Origin of the sequence: Escherichia sp. R1 (assembly GCF_003000935.1) — a bacterium.
GTDB lineage: Bacteria > Pseudomonadota > Gammaproteobacteria > Enterobacterales > Enterobacteriaceae > Escherichia > Escherichia coli.
The window spans coordinates 60,834-76,727 of the sequence record NZ_PSRU01000005.1 but is presented as its reverse complement, the minus strand read 5'-3'; the positions used below and the strand labels follow the sequence as shown (position 1 = coordinate 76,727).

Below are 15,894 nucleotides of genomic sequence, written 5' to 3'. Positions count from 1 at the left end.
GTGGCAGTGGCATATTCGATTGGCATTGATTCCGGCTCAACCGCCACCAAAGGGATCTTACTGGCAGACGGCGTGATTACGCGCCGTTTCCTCGTTCCAACCCCCTTTCGCCCGGCAACAGCAATTACTGAAGCCAGGGAAACTCTGCGCGAAGGGTTAGAGACAACGCCGTTTCTGACGCTCACCGGCTACGGGCGGCAACTGGTGGATTTTGCCGATAAACAGGTAACGGAAATCTCCTGTCACGGGCTGGGCGCACGGTTTCTTGCGCCAGCAACGCGCGCGGTAATCGACATCGGTGGTCAGGACAGCAAAGTGATTCAGCTTGATGATGACGGTAACCTGTGCGATTTCCTGATGAATGACAAATGCGCGGCGGGCACCGGGCGTTTCCTGGAGGTGATCTCGCGCACGCTTGGCACCAGCGTCGAGCAACTCGACAGCATTACCGAAAATGTCACGCCGCACGCCATCACGAGTATGTGCACAGTGTTTGCTGAATCAGAAGCGATCAGCCTGCGCTCAGCGGGCGTCGCGCCAGAAGCGATTCTCGCCGGAGTGATTAACGCGATGGCGCGGAGGAGTGCCAATTTCATTGCTCGTCTCTCCTGTGAAGCGCCGATTCTGTTTACTGGTGGCGTTAGTCATTGCCAGAAGTTTGCCCGGATGCTGGAATCTCACCTGCGAATGCCGGTAAATACCCATCCTGATGCGCAATTTGCTGGCGCAATTGGCGCGGCGGTAATTGGTCAACGAGTGAGGACACGCCGATGAAAGAGTTTTTATTTTTATTTCACTCCACGGTCGGCGTCATACAAACCCGCAAAGCGTTGCAGGCAGCGGGCATGACTTTTCGCGTCAGCGATATTCCCCGTGATTTACGCGGCGGCTGCGGGTTATGCATTTGGCTGACCTGTCCCCCCGGCGAGGAAATACAATGGGTGATCCCTGGGCTGACTGAGTCAATTTATTGCCAGCAGGATGGTGTCTGGCGCTGCATTGCACATTACGGGGTTTCTCCGCGTTAAGGATTCATTAAGGTCGCTACGTATACTTCTCGATATCTTATTGATTTGCCTTAAAGGGATTACCGTGACAAAAAGTATTTCGTTAAGTAAACGCATCTCCGTTATTGTGATTCTTTTTGCCATTGTGGCAGTGTGTACTTTCTTCGTGCAATCTTGCGCCCGTAAAAGCAATCATGCAGCATCATTTCAGAATTACCACGCCACCATTGACGGCAAAGAAATTGCAGGCATAACGAATAATATCTCTTCGCTGACCTGGTCGGCACAAAGCAATACTCTTTTTAGCACTATCAACAAACCTGCCGCCATTGTTGAAATGACCACCAATGGTGATTTTATCCGCACAATTCCTCTGGATTTTGTTAAGGATCTCGAGACGATCGAATACATTGGCGATAATCAGTTTGTCATTAGCGATGAGCGCGATTACGCCATTTATGTGATTTCACTGACCCCAAACTCGGAAGTAAAAATCCTCAAAAAAATAAAAATCCCGCTGCAAGACTCCCCAACCAATTGCGGTTTTGAAGGGTTGGCTTATTCTCGCCAGGATCACACTTTCTGGTTTTTTAAAGAGAAAAATCCGATTGAGGTCTACAAAGTTAACGGGCTGTTAAGTAGCAATGAATTACACATCAGCAAAGACGAGGCACTACAACGGCAATTTACTTTAGATGATGTGTCCGGCGCAGAATTTAACCAGCAAAAAAATACGCTTCTGGTGCTGTCTCATGAATCTCGCGCACTCCAGGAAGTAACCCTGGTTGGCGAGGTTATCGGTGAAATGTCACTAACCAAAGGCAGTCGAGGTTTGTCGCATAACATCAAACAGGCCGAAGGGGTTGCGATGGATGCCTCTGGTAATATTTATATCGTTAGCGAACCAAATCGTTTTTATCGCTTTACCCCTCAATCATCGCATTAACAGGCTGGCATGCTTCACCTTTTTGTTATTAACTTGTTAACAACAAAAATGACAAACAAGGTTAAACATGCCTTCGTCCACGCATCCCGTAGAACGCTTTTCTTTCAGCACCGCGCTTTTCGGGATGCTGGTTCTGACCTTAGGTATGGGTTTAGGCCGCTTCCTTTATACGCCTATGTTGCCCGTCATGATGGCGGAAGGATCGTTTTCATTTAGCCAGCTCTCGTGGATTGCCAGCGGCAACTATGCGGGGTATCTGGCTGGCAGTCTGCTATTTTCTTTTGGCGCATTTCACCAGCCATCGCGCCTGCGCCCATTTCTGTTGGCTTCTGCCCTGGCGAGCGGGTTGTTGATCCTCGCAATGGCATGGTTGCCGCCATTTATTCTGGTGTTATTGATTCGCGTCCTGGCGGGTGTCGCCAGCGCCGGTATGCTGATTTTTGGTTCGACGCTGATTATGCAGCACACGCGCCATCCTTTTGTGCTGGCAGCTTTGTTTTCTGGCGTTGGCATTGGCATCGCACTGGGCAATGAATATGTTCTGGCAGGCCTGCATTTTGACCTCTCCTCGCAAACGTTATGGCAAGGCGCCGGGGCGCTTTCTGGCATGATGCTGATTGCACTTACGCTTTTAATGCCCTCGAAAAAACACGCCATCACACCAATGCCATTGGCAAAAACGGAGCAACAGATAATGAGCTGGTGGTTACTGGCTATTCTGTACGGCCTGGCGGGATTTGGTTATATCATCGTCGCGACTTACCTGCCGCTCATGGCGAAAGATGCAGGCTCACCATTGTTAACCGCCCATCTCTGGACGTTAGTCGGCTTATCAATTGTGCCTGGTTGCTTTGGCTGGCTATGGGCAGCAAAACGTTGGGGGGCTTTGCCCTGCCTGACGGCGAATTTGCTGGTGCAGGCTATCTGTGTGCTGCTTACTCTCGCCAGCGACTCGCCTCTCTTGCTTATCATCAGCAGTCTTGGTTTTGGCGGTACCTTTATGGGCACGACATCTCTGGTGATGACTATCGCCCGCCAACTGAGCGTACCGGGAAATCTCAATCTTTTAGGCTTTGTGACGCTCATTTACGGCATTGGGCAAATCCTCGGCCCGGCGCTGACCAGTATGCTCAGCAATGGAACATCGGCGCTTGCCAGCGCCACTCTCTGCGGCGCGGCGGCGTTGTTTATTGCTGCGCTTATCAGCACAGTGCAATTATTTAAGCTACAAGTGGTCACTTCATGAGGGAAGTTTCCCTTACCACTCAAGAAACTCAACCGCAACCGTTGATGTCAGCCAGACCCCGTTTTCCGCTTGCCAGAAAGGGAGGCCTCGTTTCGCCATTTCCTGTGCTTTGACGGTTAAAATAACCGGCGATCCGTGTCTTGCTCCCACTTTGCGTGCCGTTGCTTCATCAGCAGAGAGATGTACGTAGTGACGCTCACCTGCAATCAGCCCCTGTTTTTTTATCTCGTCAAGGAAACGGCTTGCCGTACCGTGGTAGAGAAACTGTGGCGGTGTTTTTTCGGCAAAGGAAATAGCGACCTGCGAAGTCGAATGCCCCTGAACCGCGCGGATGCACCTACCATCACTGGAATAACTAAAACGCTTTTTATCGCTGGTGGCAACCACAGTATCCAGCAATGCACGGGTTAACCGCTTGCCCGCTTTTTGGGCACAAAGTATGAGCTTATCGATATCCGCCCATCCTTCACGGTCCAGTACGATACCAATCGCCTCCGGTTTGTGTCGGAGGACAAAACTTAAAAACTTGCTCGTATCCGCCAGCTCTTTTTCGTTGTACTTTGCCATCTCGTTTTCGTCCCTGGATTTTCTGTTTTTATTTACTGATGTCATTGTCACTTGGTTTATGAATTTTCTGCAACTCAATCCTGCGCAGAGCCTTTTCCACACAGCGTAATTTTTCCGCTATGCAAAAAACGCATAGCCAGAAACATACTTGCATTTTCCCCATACCCACATGGCTGATAAGGTTTTTCAGTTCCAGGAATTTTCCTGGCTCAAGCAACACACAAACACAAAAAAACAATGGGGATTGTTATGACACAACAAGGGGATGCTGTAGCCGGGGAGCTGGCGACAGAAAAAGTGGGCATTAAAGGGTATCTGGCCTTTTTTCTCACCATAATCTTTTTTTCCGGTGTTTTTTCCGGAACAGACAGCTGGTGGCGCGTTTTTGATTTTTCCGTTCTGAACGGATCGTTTGGGCAACTGCCTGGTGCGAACGGAGCCACCACCTCATTTCGCGGCGCGGGTGGCGCGGGGGCTAAAGATGGCTTTCTCTTTGCGCTGGAGCTGGCACCGTCAGTCATTCTCTCTCTGGGGATTATTTCAATTACCGATGGTCTTGGTGGATTACGCGCCGCGCAGCAGTTAATGACACCTGTGCTAAAACCGTTGTTGGGCATTCCAGGGATCTGCTCGCTGGCGCTGATCGCTAACCTGCAAAACACCGATGCCGCCGCCGGTATGACCAAAGAGCTGGCGCAGGAAGGTGAAATTACCGAACGCGATAAAGTGATTTTCGCCGCATATCAAACCAGCGGTAGCGCCATCATCACCAACTACTTCTCTTCCGGCGTCGCGGTGTTTGCCTTTCTGGGCACGTCCGTAATCGTACCTTTAGCCGTCATCCTGGTGTTTAAATTTGTCGGAGCCAACATTTTGCGCGTCTGGCTTAACTTCGAAGAACGTCGCAACCCAACGCAAGGAGCGCAAGCATGACAACTCAGGTCCGCAAAAACGTCATGGATATGTTTATCGATGGCGCGCGCCGTGGCTTTACTATCGCCACGACCAACCTGCTGCCAAACGTGGTGATGGCGTTTGTCATCATTCAGGCGCTGAAAATTACCGGCCTGCTCGACTGGGTGGGGCATATCTGTGAACCCGTAATGGCGCTGTGGGGATTACCCGGTGAAGCGGCAACCGTCCTTTTAGCCGCATTAATGAGTATGGGTGGCGCAGTCGGTGTTGCCGCCAGTCTGGCAACCGCTGGCGCATTAACCGGTCACGATGTCACCGTTTTACTGCCCGCGATGTATTTAATGGGCAACCCGGTGCAAAATGTCGGTCGCTGCCTGGGGACAGCCGAAGTGAATGCCAAATATTACCCGCATATCATTACGGTCTGCGTGATTAACGCATTGCTGTCGATCTGGGTTATGCAGCTTATTGTTTAACAAGGAGTTACCATGATTGATTATACCGCAGCCGGTTTTACCCTGCTGCAGGGAGCGCATTTGTATGCGCCGGAAGATCGGGGAATTTGCGATGTCCTCGTCGCTAACGGCAAAATTATCGCCGTTGCCAGCAATATCCCTTCTGACATTGTACCGAACTGCACGGTTGTCGATCTCAGTGGGCAGATCCTCTGCCCAGGTTTTATTGATCAACACGTCCATTTGATTGGCGGTGGCGGCGAAGCAGGTCCCACGACGCGCACGCCGGAAGTGGCGCTAAGTCGCCTGACGGAAGCGGGCGTCACGTCAGTGGTTGGTCTGCTGGGCACCGACTCTATCTCTCGCCACCCGGAATCCCTGCTCGCCAAGACCCGTGCGCTCAATGAAGAAGGCATCAGCGCCTGGATGCTGACCGGCGCTTATCATGTCCCTTCCCGCACCATTACGGGTTCCGTGGAAAAAGACGTGGCGATTATCGATCGTGTGATTGGCGTGAAATGCGCCATCTCTGATCACCGTTCTGCCGCACCGGACGTTTATCACCTGGCCAATATGGCGGCAGAATCCCGCGTTGGCGGTTTGCTCGGCGGTAAACCTGGCGTCACCGTGTTCCACATGGGCGACAGTAAAAAGGCGTTACAGCCTATTTATGACCTGCTGGAAAACTGCGATGTGCCGATCAGCAAGCTGCTGCCGACCCACGTTAACCGCAACGTACCGTTGTTTGAGCAGGCGCTGGAGTTCGCGCGCAAAGGCGGCACCATCGATATCACCAGCAGCATTGACGAACCGGTCGCCCCTGCCGAAGGTATTGCCCGCGCCGTTCAGGCGGGTATTCCGCTGGCACGCGTCACCCTCAGCTCCGACGGCAACGGTAGCCAGCCGTTCTTCGATGACGAAGGGAATTTAACCCATATCGGTGTTGCCGGTTTTGAAACGTTGCTGGAAACCGTGCAGGTGCTGGTCAAAGACTATGATTTCAGTATCAGCGATGCCCTGCGCCCGCTCACCAGTAGCGTAGCCGGTTTCCTTAACCTGACCGGGAAAGGCGAAATTCTGCCAGGCAATGATGCTGACTTGCTGGTCATGACGCCAGAACTGCGCATTGAGCAGGTATACGCTCGCGGCAAACTGATGGTCAAAGACGGCAAAGCCTGCGTGAAAGGAACGTTTGAAACGGCTTAAACGGTTGTCAGCCGCCCGAATGGACGTAGAATGCCCGCAAGGGCGGCTGACAGAGTAAAACGTAATGGATGACTGTGGTGCGATTTTGCATAATATTGAAACCAAATGGCTTTATGATTTTCTGACCCTGGAAAAATGCCGCAATTTTTCCCAGGCGGCAGTCAGTCGCAACGTCTCGCAACCGGCATTCAGCCGCCGCATCCGTGCGCTGGAACAGGCGATTGGTGTTGAATTGTTTAACCGCCAGGTAACGCCGCTGCAACTCTCAGAACAAGGGAAAATCTTCCATTCGCAGATCCGCCATCTGTTGCAACAGTTAGAGAGCAATCTGGCAGAGCTGCGTGGCGGCAGCGATTACGCGCAACGAAAAATCAAGATAGCCGCTGCACACTCTCTTTCCCTCGGGCTGTTACCGTCCATTATCAGCCAGATGCCACCGCTCTTTACCTGGGCAATTGAAGCTATTGATGTCGATGAAGCGGTCGATAAACTGCGTGAAGGGCAAAGTGACTGTATTTTTTCCTTTCACGACGAAGATTTGCTGGAAGCGCCGTTTGACCACATTCGCTTATTTGAATCTCAATTGTTCCCTGTCTGCGCCAGTGACGAACACGGAGAAGCACTTTTTAACCTCGCGCAGCCACACTTTCCGTTACTGAATTACAGCCGCAACTCCTACATGGGGCGATTGATTAATCGCACCCTGACGCGCCACAGTGAGTTAAGTTTCAGCACCTTTTTTGTCTCTTCGATGAGCGAGCTTTTAAAGCAGGTTGCCCTCGACGGCTGTGGGATTGCCTGGCTGCCGGAGTACGCCATCCAACAAGAAATTCGCAGCGGGAAGCTCGTTGTACTGAATCGGGACGAACTGGTGATCCCGATTCAGGCCTATGCATACCGGATGAATACCCGCATGAATCCCGTTGCCGAACGCTTCTGGCGTGAACTGCGCGAGCTGGAGATTGTGCTTAGCTGACATTCTCCAGCGTCGCACTGCGCCAACCGCCATTATCCCAGACCAGATCAAACGTTAGCGGTTCATCGTCGTGGTACAGCATTATCTCAAGGCTGATCGCCAGAGTGTGGCAGTACGCTTCTTTCAAATTAACCTGCAACGCCGCAATCCGTGGCTCATGAAATAACAGTGCAGAACGCAGCTGACGGCAATACCAGCTCTGGAGATGTTTGTCGCTCGGGTTATGCACTTGCCACTCGGGCATGCCTGAAACAAGTAATGACGGTAATGCCGAATGAGGAGAATTAAAAAGAGTGAGGAGATCGCTGCATACCGATTTACGCAGCGATGACGTTTTATTGCCTGAAATTTCAGGTAAAACAGCCTGAAGTGATTGTCGCATCATTTTGCGCACTCCTGACGTTTAGCAACATATGCGGCTTGCCCTGAACACCGGGCACCACTGTATTGATGCTCATTTTCCATAGCCATTCCCTTTTGTTCATTACATCCATGTCAGTCTGAGACAGGCCTGAATCCTGTCAGCAAAGTATAAAACCTTACTTGCCTATGAATATCTACTGACTTTTCAGGAAAAAAGTCATGATTTGATAAAAATCATCAAACTCAAAAAAAAACCGCTAGTATATTCTGAATATTCCGAATAGTTACGTAGATGAAAATACTTGTCACCGCTGCTACTTAATTCCGGTGGGAAATTATTTATTTCCGCATAATCAGCCATGTATTATTTGAAACAATTAGTTTGTAAATAATATAAATTGATAACATATCAAATACATCAAAAATACCATTCACAGGCATTATTAATATAGACCTCAATATAGCAACATCAAATTCCAATTAGTAATAAGATATGCTTTTAAATTGCATGCAAATAATTTTAAATGAGCGTTTTTTTGATACTTTAGAGTGTTTCCTACCCTTTAATATCACCGTGTAGAGTTGATATCACTACAACAGAAACATGCATGTCATTTGTTTACTTCTCTTTTTACTACAGAAAAATTTATCTATTTTTCTAAACATCAGTGAAATACTCATAAAAGGTAACTATTATGTCTATGCCATTAAGCAATGCCCTTCAGAGTCAAATTATTACAGATGCTCACTTCCTTCATCACCCAATAGTCGACAGTGAGTTTACACGTAAATTAAAATATGCACGCATGGATTCGGAAAACATCTATCTTCCGCCTCTTACTCGTGGCAATAACCATAATTACGATGGAAAAAGCGTTGTCGAAATTAGAAAACTTGATATTAGTAAAGAGCCTTGGCCATTTAATTATGTGACAGGAGCATGCAGAGAATCCGATGGTATTACAACAACAGGACGTATGCTCTATCGGAACTTGAAAATCACCTCAGCTTTAGACGAAATATATGGTGGCATATGTAAAAAGGCGCATGCTACCACAGAGTTAGCAGAAGGTTTACGGCTAAATTTATTTATGAAGAGCCCTTTCGATCCTGTTGAGGACTATACAGTTCATGAAATAACATTAGGCCCTGGTTGCAATGTTCCTGGTTATGCCGGAACCACGATAGGATATATTTCAACCCTTCCAGCTTCTCAGGCAAAAAGATGGACCAATGAGCAGCCAAGGATTGATATCTATATTGATCAGATAATGACGGTAACAGGGGTAGCAAATTCTTCCGGATTCGCCCTTGCCGCATTACTTAATGCTAATATTGAGTTGGGTAATGACCCAATAATTGGTATAGAAGCCTATCCCGGTACCGCGGAGATCCATGCAAAAATGGGATATAAAGTTATCCCGGGTGATGAAAATGCACCACTCAAACGTATGACTCTGCAACCGTCATCTCTTCCAGAACTGTTTGAATTAAAAAATGGTGAATGGAATTATATTGGTAAATAACTACCAGGAAGAATGAGTACTAACATTCAGGTTATACAGATAGCTAAACAATACCCTGCAATTTACAAAGTAATACTCATTGCGACTTCTTAATTTAAGAAAGCGCAAGGAACGTTTACCCTTGCGCTTATTATAATAAGTCAGGCGTCGACTTTATCCAGCGGCCATGAATCAAACAGATAGCCATCAAAATAAATATCGTCAACGTTCGAGAATTCCAGCAGACGTTGCTTAACGTTTTCCAGATGCTGCCACATTGCCAGCTTCGCCGCTCGGGCATCTTTTTTGATTAACGCGGCGAGGATCTGTTTGTGATCGCCCAACCACTCTTTGCGATACAGGCTGTCATCCAGATGGCTGTGCAACTGGATCCACATTGGATTGTTTTCCCGCCACTGCCAGGACTGACGGAACAGCTCCACCAGCATGCTGTTATGCGTTGCTTCGGCAATAGCGAGATGGAACTGCATGTCACCGCTTTCGCTGCTGCCCGGCGCACTGGAAGCCAGTTCACGCTCTTCCAGTTGCAATGCCTGACGCATTTTGACGATATCTTCGCGGGTAGCCTGCAAAGCGGCAAACTCGGCGATGTTGCTCTCCAATAACTGCCGCGCCTGTAACAGCTCAAAAGGACCGGCATCGTTGCAGACGTTGGCATCCGGACTGTCTGTGTTCTGGCTGCCTGAGTTATCAAGAACATAGATACCGGCACCCCGGCGTACTTCCACCAGCCCTTTGATCTCCAGCATGATCAGCGCTTCACGTACCACCGTCCGCGTGACATCAAGCATTTCTGCAATTTCACGCTCCGGCGGCAGCCGTTCGCCAGGATTGTACGGCGTCTTTATGATCAGATCGCGGATCATCGCCCCGACTTCCTGGTAAGGTCTTTGCGCAGAGGTGGCAGATTTCATGGTGTTGTGTCCGTTAGGTGCGGTTAATCAAATTTTTGCCGGATGCGGCGTGAACGCCTTATCCGGCCTACAACGGGCAATTTTACGGCCCCCGTTAATATCAAACTATACCATTAGCACTGGAAGTTGGCACGTACAGGTGGGCAAAAAAACGAAAACTGGTCAACCAAATATCAGTTTGATTGACCAGTAAGTCTGTAGGGTAATCAGTTAGTTACAGCGCAGCCACACACTCGCGCGCACCGCGTTCGCACAGCTGCTGATATGCCGCCGTCACTGCGCCAACAAAGTCGGCATTCTGCGGCAGATCATCGGCAAAAATACCGCTCAGGCCCAGCAGCGCTTTCACGCGGTCTGCGCCCTGATACTGCGCGTTGATCTTCTGGAACTCCGCCAGCATCGGGTCGACCACGTCAATGGCATTACCCTGCTCATCCACGCCCTGGGTGTAACGCATCCAGCCAGCCACGCCCAGCGCCAGGTGACGCCAGCTGCCGCCGTTTTGCAGGTGCAGACGCACCGGGTCCAGCAGACGCTGCGGTAACTTCTGGCTGCCGTCCATCGCAATCTGCCAGGTACGGTGACGCAGAGACGGGTTGCTGAAACGCTCGATCAGCAGCGTCGCATAGGCGTTCAGGTCTGTACCTTCCGGCATCGACAGCGTTGGCGCTTGTTCCTGCATCATCAGGGCAAAGGCCGCTTTGCGATAAGCCGGGTTAGTCACGGTGTCGGCAATGGTTTCATAGCCGCCGAGGTAACCGAGGTACGCCAGAAAAGAGTGGCTGCCGTTCAGCATACGCAGCTTCATCATTTCGAACGGCACAACGTCTGCAACGAACTGTGCGCCCACTTTATCCCAATCCGGGCGACCATTAACGAAGTTATCTTCAATCACCCACTGACGGAACGGTTCGCAGGCAATGGCGCACGGGTCGTAAACACCCAGCTGGTCAGCAATTTCCTGTATGGTTTCTGGCGTCGCCGCCGGAACGATGCGGTCAACCATGGTGCACGGGAAGGTGACATTTTCTTCAATCCATGCCGCCAGCTGCGGGTCACGCGCCTGAGCCAGCCCCAGTACCGCGACCTTCGCCACATGACCGTTTTCACGCACGTTATCGCAGGACATCACCGTAAACGCTTTCAACCCTTTTTCACGACGCAGACGCAACGCTTCGACGATGTAACCAATCGCGGACTTCGGCGCAGTCGGGTTTTCCAGATCGTGCTTGATCAGCGGGTTATTGAGATCCAGTTGACCGCTTGCCGCATCAGCGCAGTAGCCTTTTTCCGTGACCGTTAGAGAGACAATCGCCGTTTGCGGACGCGCCATCGCGTTGAGAATACCTTCGCAGCCATCGATTTCCGGATGCAGCGCTTCTTTCATCGAACCGATAATTTTCAGCTCGGTGCTCTCTGCGCCTTTTTCCGCTACGGTGTACAGCAGTTGCTGTTTTTTCAGGTTTTCGATCAGCACGCGGTCGTTGCCTGGCATCAGGTTAACTTCGCAGATGCCCCAGTCGCTGTCGGTGCTTTCCAGCAGATGATGGGTATACAGCGCCTGGTGCGCGCGGTGAAACGCCCCGCAACCGAGATGCACAATGCGTGATTCCAGACGAGAATGATCCCATGACGGGCGGGCAACCGGCAGATTGCTGTCAACAATAGTAGTCATCGTAAACTCCAGAATCCGTCTTCAAAGAGTGACGGCAAGGAAGAAGGAACCGGCACGGCGCGCAGCCATGCCGGTGGATATTAACGGCTAAAGAAAGCGCGCTGGATCGCCAGTTCGACACCGCGAACTTCGGCCAGGCCTTTCAGACGACCAATTGCGGAGTAACCTGGGTTGGTTTTCTTCTTCAGGTCGTCCAGCATCTGATGACCGTGGTCCGGACGCATCGGGATCAGGTCTTCTTTGCCTTCCGCTTTACGACGGTGTTCTTCTTCAACAATCGCTTTCACCACTTCGTACATATCAACGTCACCGTTCAGGTGCGCCGCTTCGTGGAAGGTTTTCGGGTTATCTTCACGCATGGTGGAGCGCAGATGGGTGAAGTAAATACGCGGACCGAACTGCTTGATCATATCAACCAGATCGTTGTCAGCACGCACGCCGTAGGAACCGGTGCACATGGTAAAACCGTTTGCCATGCTGTTTACGGTATCAACCATCCACTGCATATCTTCAATGGTGGAAACAATGCGCGGCAGGCCGAGGATCGGGCGCGGCGGATCGTCCGGGTGAACAGCCATACGCACGCCGACTTCTTCAGCAACTGGAATAATCGCTTTCAGGAAGACGGCAAAGTTTTCGCGCAGCTTCGCTTTGTCGATATCTTTGTACAGCTCCAGGTGTTTACGGAACTGGTCGAGGGTGTAGCCTTCTTCCGCGCCCGGAAGACCAGCAATGATGTTACGGGTCAGACGCGCTTTGTCTTCATCGCTCATAGTGGCGAAGCGTTCAGCTGCCTGAGCAATTTCTTCTTCGGTGTAATCCGCTTCCGCGCCTGGGCGTTTCAGGATATGCATTTCGAATGCAGCGAATTCGATCTGGTCGAAGCGCAGAGCTTTGGAGCCGTCTGGCAGCACGTATTCGAGGTCAGTACGGGTCCAGTCGAGCACCGGCATGAAGTTGTAGCACACGGTGCGAATGCCACACTGCGCCAGGTTGCGCAGAGTCTGCTGATAGTTAGCGATCCACTGCTCATAGTTGCCAGTGTGGGTTTTGATATCTTCGTGAATTGGCACGCTTTCTACGACAGACCACACCAGGCCTGCGTCTTCAATGATCGCCTTGCGTTTGAGGATCTCTTCAACGGACCATACTTCGCCGTTCGGGATATGGTGCAGCGCGGTAACCACGCCAGTTGCGCCCGCCTGACGGACATCAGCTAAAGAAACCGGATCGTTTGGGCCGTACCAGCGCCAGGTCTGTTCCATGATTTTTCCTCTTTCACATAGTGGGTTCCACAGCAAAGAGACGCGGAACCCTGGAGTTGTTTAGGTATCCGGATGAACAACCAGACCGCAGCCGTGGCGTTGCATCGGATGAGATGGCGTATAAGTTCTACCTTTTGGTAAGACATGTCAACCCGAATTCTGAAATTGGTTAACCACATCACAAGAATTTCACTCTCATGGTTGTTGCTGCAAATTGCAGCAAAGGGTAATCGATGGTTATTGATCAGAGGATGTGACATTCATCGCAACAATGGTTGACCAATTTACATAACATATCGCCCAAAATAACAACGGTTCAACCAGGTAAGGTAAAACGTTATGCATGTGCTTAACATTCTCTGGGTGGTATTCGGCATTGGTCTGATGCTGGTACTGAATTTGAAGTTCAAAATCAATTCAATGGTGGCTTTGTTGGTGGCGGCGCTGTCCGTCGGGATGCTGGCGGGCATGGATTTGATGTCGCTGCTGCACACTATGAAAGCGGGCTTCGGCAACACGCTGGGGGAACTGGCTATCATCGTGGTGTTCGGTGCGGTCATCGGTAAATTGATGGTCGACTCCGGCGCGGCTCACCAGATAGCGCATACGCTGCTGGCGCGTCTCGGTCTGCGCTATGTACAGCTGTCGGTGATTATCATCGGCCTGATTTTTGGTCTGGCGATGTTCTATGAAGTGGCCTTTATCATGTTAGCGCCGCTGGTTATTGTTATTGCCGCCGAAGCTAAAATTCCGTTCCTGAAACTGGCGATCCCGGCAGTAGCAGCTGCCACTACCGCACATTCACTGTTCCCACCGCAGCCGGGTCCGGTGGCGCTGGTGAATGCTTATGGCGCGGATATGGGGATGGTTTATATCTATGGCGTACTGGTGACGATCCCAAGTGTAATCTGCGCAGGTCTGATCCTGCCGAAGTTCCTCGGCAATCTTGAGCGCCCAACGCCATCATTCCTGAAAGCAGATCAACCGGTAGATATGAATAATCTGCCCTCTTTCGGCGTTTCGATTCTGGTGCCGCTGATCCCGGCGATCATTATGATCTCTACCACCATCGCCAATATCTGGCTGGTAAAAGATACCCCTGCCTGGGAAGTGGTTAACTTTATCGGTTCCTCGCCGATTGCAATGTTTATTGCGATGGTGGTTGCATTCGTACTCTTTGGCACCGCACGTGGTCATGACATGCAGTGGGTGATGAACGCTTTTGAAAGCGCGGTGAAGAGTATTGCAATGGTGATTCTGATCATCGGTGCGGGTGGCGTGCTGAAGCAGACCATCATCGACACCGGCATTGGCGACACCATCGGCATGTTGATGTCCCACGGCAATATCTCGCCCTACATCATGGCATGGCTGATCACTGTGCTAATTCGTCTGGCGACGGGTCAGGGTGTCGTTTCGGCGATGACCGCCGCCGGGATTATCAGTGCTGCAATCCTAGATCCAGCAACTGGTCAGCTGGTTGGCGTGAATCCGGCGCTGCTGGTACTGGCGACGGCTGCGGGTTCCAACACCCTCACCCACATTAACGATGCATCTTTCTGGTTGTTCAAAGGTTACTTTGACCTGTCAGTAAAAGACACGTTGAAAACCTGGGGTCTGCTGGAGCTGGTCAACTCCGTGGTTGGGCTGATTATTGTGCTGATTATTAGCATGGTAGCGTAAAAGGACACCAGAGCCTGCCAATGGCAGGCTCAGACTGATGACAAAGTCTAAAAATGTGCCCGGACAGTCCCCTCGCCCCTCCGGGGAGAGGGTTAGGGTGAGGGGAACAGACCAGCAAAGTGCGCTTTGTTTATGCCAGATGCGACGCTGACGCGTCTTATCTGGCCTACAAAGGGCTAACGTGCAGGTTTTTAGCTTCAGGTAATATTGCGTACCAGCATTAGCAATGTCCTGTGATTTCTTTATTGATAAACAAAAGTCACGCCAATAATCGATTGCACATTCCCTGCAGTCACCTGCCCTCCGGTACGTGCATAATTTGCCGTTAATCCCAGACTCACCGCCGAAGTCCCTACTGCTCCTAACGATACCGTGTTATTCGCTGGAATAATCGTACCGTTGCGCGTCAACTGTACGCCGACGCCCTGTGCAGGTGAAAACGACGCGGTATTGGTGAAAATCGAGTTGCCCGCATCTGCGGTTGTGCCGGAGAGGTAATACCCCAGGTTTTGGCTTTTCGCACAATAAACGGTAAGAGGAATTGGCACTGAACCAGGGTAGTCCGGCAGAGTAACGGTGACATCACGAGCAGAAACATCGCAGCCGCCAGTAGGCACCACCACATCATTATTGGCGTAAATATTCCACACAAACTGGAAATCATCGCTGTTATAGTTGTTGGTCTGTCGCAAAATAAGCACGGCAATTAATGAGCCAGCTTTAATCGCCACCCCGCCCGCACTGCTCACAGGCGTCAAATAAAGCGCCACCAGCCACGGCTTATCCGTTCTCGAATTATAAACAACGCGCGGCGTTTCGCTGGTGGTAGGAAATGGATAGCTACTGCCACTATATTTTACGGTCCCGGAAAAATTAGATAACACGCCGCCATAAGCCGAGCCTCGTTGCAGTGTGACATAGTCTGTAATGGTTTCCGGATAATCGTTATGGCAAAAGATTTGCGTCGAAAGATCCACGACCAGGTTTTGCCCCACATTCACGACGGGCGCAAGGTTTACATAAACATTGGCGCTGCCACCGCCAATAGGGATAGCGGTACCATTGGCGGTTTTACAGGCGAATGACCAGGCATTTACCGACCAGCCCATCAGCAGTACAGCAAACAGGGTAATAACTCGTTTCATTACAA

General features: G+C 50.7%; 19 protein-coding genes. 10 read left to right on the top strand and 9 right to left on the bottom strand.

Features of this window, described 5'->3' with window-relative positions:
* Positions 1-6: 6 nt before the first annotated feature.
* The 4 genes from yjiL (at position 7) to C4F37_RS07825 (ending at position 3,199) form a co-directional block, all read left to right on the top strand.
* On the top strand, positions 7-774 hold the full coding sequence (gene yjiL / locus C4F37_RS07840; RefSeq protein WP_001774147.1) for a putative 2-hydroxyacyl-CoA dehydratase activator YjiL: 768 nt from the start codon (positions 7-9) through the stop codon (positions 772-774).
* The gene (locus tag C4F37_RS07835; RefSeq protein ID WP_000657675.1) at positions 771-1,028 is read left to right on the top strand and encodes a DUF3343 domain-containing protein; all 258 of its coding nucleotides are present in this window, start codon (positions 771-773) and stop codon (positions 1,026-1,028) included. Before yjiL ends, C4F37_RS07835 begins: the two co-directional genes overlap by 4 nt.
* A 64-nt stretch (positions 1,029-1,092) precedes the next feature.
* Positions 1,093-1,953: an SdiA-regulated domain-containing protein gene (locus C4F37_RS07830; RefSeq protein ID WP_001318795.1), complete on the top strand. Its 861-nt coding sequence runs from the start codon at positions 1,093-1,095 to the stop codon at positions 1,951-1,953.
* A 67-nt stretch (positions 1,954-2,020) separates the two neighbouring features.
* On the top strand, positions 2,021-3,199 hold the full coding sequence (locus tag C4F37_RS07825) for an MFS transporter (protein WP_001141220.1): 1,179 nt from the start codon (positions 2,021-2,023) through the stop codon (positions 3,197-3,199).
* Positions 3,200-3,211: 12 nt separating this feature from the next.
* Here the strand turns inward: C4F37_RS07825 and kptA are convergent, their stop codons facing one another.
* Complete coding sequence (gene kptA, locus C4F37_RS07820) at positions 3,212-3,766, bottom strand: RNA 2'-phosphotransferase (protein ID WP_001151855.1); 555 nt, start codon at positions 3,764-3,766, stop codon at positions 3,212-3,214.
* 249 nt (positions 3,767-4,015) lie between these two features.
* Here kptA and C4F37_RS07810 point away from each other — a divergent pair, with 249 nt between their 5' ends.
* The 4 genes from C4F37_RS07810 to hypT all read left to right on the top strand — a co-directional run bounded on the left by C4F37_RS07810 (position 4,016) and on the right by hypT (position 7,318).
* On the top strand, positions 4,016-4,699 hold the full coding sequence (locus tag C4F37_RS07810; protein WP_001295597.1) for a nucleoside recognition domain-containing protein: 684 nt from the start codon (positions 4,016-4,018) through the stop codon (positions 4,697-4,699).
* Positions 4,696-5,157 (top strand): YjiG family protein, encoded by a 462-nt coding sequence (locus tag C4F37_RS07805; RefSeq protein WP_000211971.1) that lies wholly within the window; start codon positions 4,696-4,698, stop codon positions 5,155-5,157. Before C4F37_RS07810 ends, C4F37_RS07805 begins: the two co-directional genes overlap by 4 nt.
* Before the next feature lie 12 nt (positions 5,158-5,169).
* Positions 5,170-6,342 (top strand): beta-aspartyl-peptidase, encoded by a 1,173-nt coding sequence (iadA, locus tag C4F37_RS07800; RefSeq protein WP_000568432.1) that lies wholly within the window; start codon positions 5,170-5,172, stop codon positions 6,340-6,342.
* A 64-nt stretch (positions 6,343-6,406) separates the two neighbouring features.
* Positions 6,407-7,318, top strand: a complete 912-nt coding sequence (gene hypT, locus C4F37_RS07795) for a hypochlorite stress DNA-binding transcriptional regulator HypT (protein ID WP_000340740.1) — start codon at positions 6,407-6,409, stop codon at positions 7,316-7,318.
* On the opposite strand, the gene iraD is transcribed toward hypT, so the two are convergent.
* The 4 genes from iraD to C4F37_RS28375 all read right to left on the bottom strand — a co-directional run bounded on the left by iraD (position 7,311) and on the right by C4F37_RS28375 (position 8,089).
* The gene (gene iraD, locus C4F37_RS07790; RefSeq protein WP_001309187.1) at positions 7,311-7,703 is read right to left on the bottom strand and encodes an anti-adapter protein IraD; all 393 of its coding nucleotides are present in this window, start codon (positions 7,701-7,703) and stop codon (positions 7,311-7,313) included. The two genes, hypT and iraD, sit on opposite strands and share 8 nt — an antisense overlap.
* Positions 7,700-7,783 carry an iraD leader peptide IdlP gene (idlP, locus tag C4F37_RS27320; RefSeq protein ID WP_120795393.1) on the bottom strand — a complete coding sequence of 28 codons (84 nt, stop codon included), beginning with the start codon at positions 7,781-7,783 and terminating at the stop codon, positions 7,700-7,702. Before idlP ends, iraD begins: the two co-directional genes overlap by 4 nt.
* Before the next feature lie 115 nt (positions 7,784-7,898).
* Entirely contained in the window at positions 7,899-8,042 is a 144-nt protein-coding gene (gene ytiD, locus C4F37_RS28230; protein WP_001301448.1) for a protein YtiD, read from the bottom strand.
* Entirely contained in the window at positions 8,021-8,089 is a 69-nt protein-coding gene (locus C4F37_RS28375; protein WP_418267939.1) for a hypothetical protein, read from the bottom strand. The genes ytiD and C4F37_RS28375 overlap by 22 nt, the downstream gene beginning before the upstream one ends.
* A gap of 287 nt (positions 8,090-8,376) precedes the next feature.
* Here C4F37_RS28375 and C4F37_RS07780 point away from each other — a divergent pair, with 287 nt between their 5' ends.
* On the top strand, positions 8,377-9,207 hold the full coding sequence (locus C4F37_RS07780; protein ID WP_000062552.1) for a YjfZ/YjiC family protein: 831 nt from the start codon (positions 8,377-8,379) through the stop codon (positions 9,205-9,207).
* A gap of 140 nt (positions 9,208-9,347) precedes the next feature.
* Here C4F37_RS07780 and uxuR read toward each other — a convergent pair whose 3' ends face one another.
* From uxuR to uxuA, 3 genes are all read right to left on the bottom strand, one after another.
* Entirely contained in the window at positions 9,348-10,121 is a 774-nt protein-coding gene (gene uxuR / locus C4F37_RS07775; RefSeq protein ID WP_000833679.1) for a Uxu operon transcriptional regulator, read from the bottom strand.
* A gap of 214 nt (positions 10,122-10,335) precedes the next feature.
* Positions 10,336-11,796, bottom strand: a complete 1,461-nt coding sequence (locus tag C4F37_RS07765) for a fructuronate reductase (protein ID WP_000208176.1) — start codon at positions 11,794-11,796, stop codon at positions 10,336-10,338.
* An 80-nt stretch (positions 11,797-11,876) separates the two neighbouring features.
* Positions 11,877-13,061, bottom strand: a complete 1,185-nt coding sequence (gene uxuA / locus C4F37_RS07760) for a mannonate dehydratase (protein ID WP_000438562.1) — start codon at positions 13,059-13,061, stop codon at positions 11,877-11,879.
* Positions 13,062-13,400: 339 nt separating this feature from the next.
* Here uxuA and gntP point away from each other — a divergent pair, with 339 nt between their 5' ends.
* Positions 13,401-14,744, top strand: coding sequence for a gluconate permease GntP (gene gntP / locus C4F37_RS07750; protein WP_000558251.1), 1,344 nt, complete (start codon positions 13,401-13,403; stop codon positions 14,742-14,744).
* 242 nt (positions 14,745-14,986) lie between these two features.
* On the opposite strand, the gene fimH is transcribed toward gntP, so the two are convergent.
* Positions 14,987-15,889 (bottom strand): type 1 fimbria D-mannose specific adhesin FimH, encoded by a 903-nt coding sequence (gene fimH / locus C4F37_RS07745; protein WP_001774145.1) that lies wholly within the window; start codon positions 15,887-15,889, stop codon positions 14,987-14,989.
* Positions 15,890-15,894: the final 5 nt, after the last annotated feature.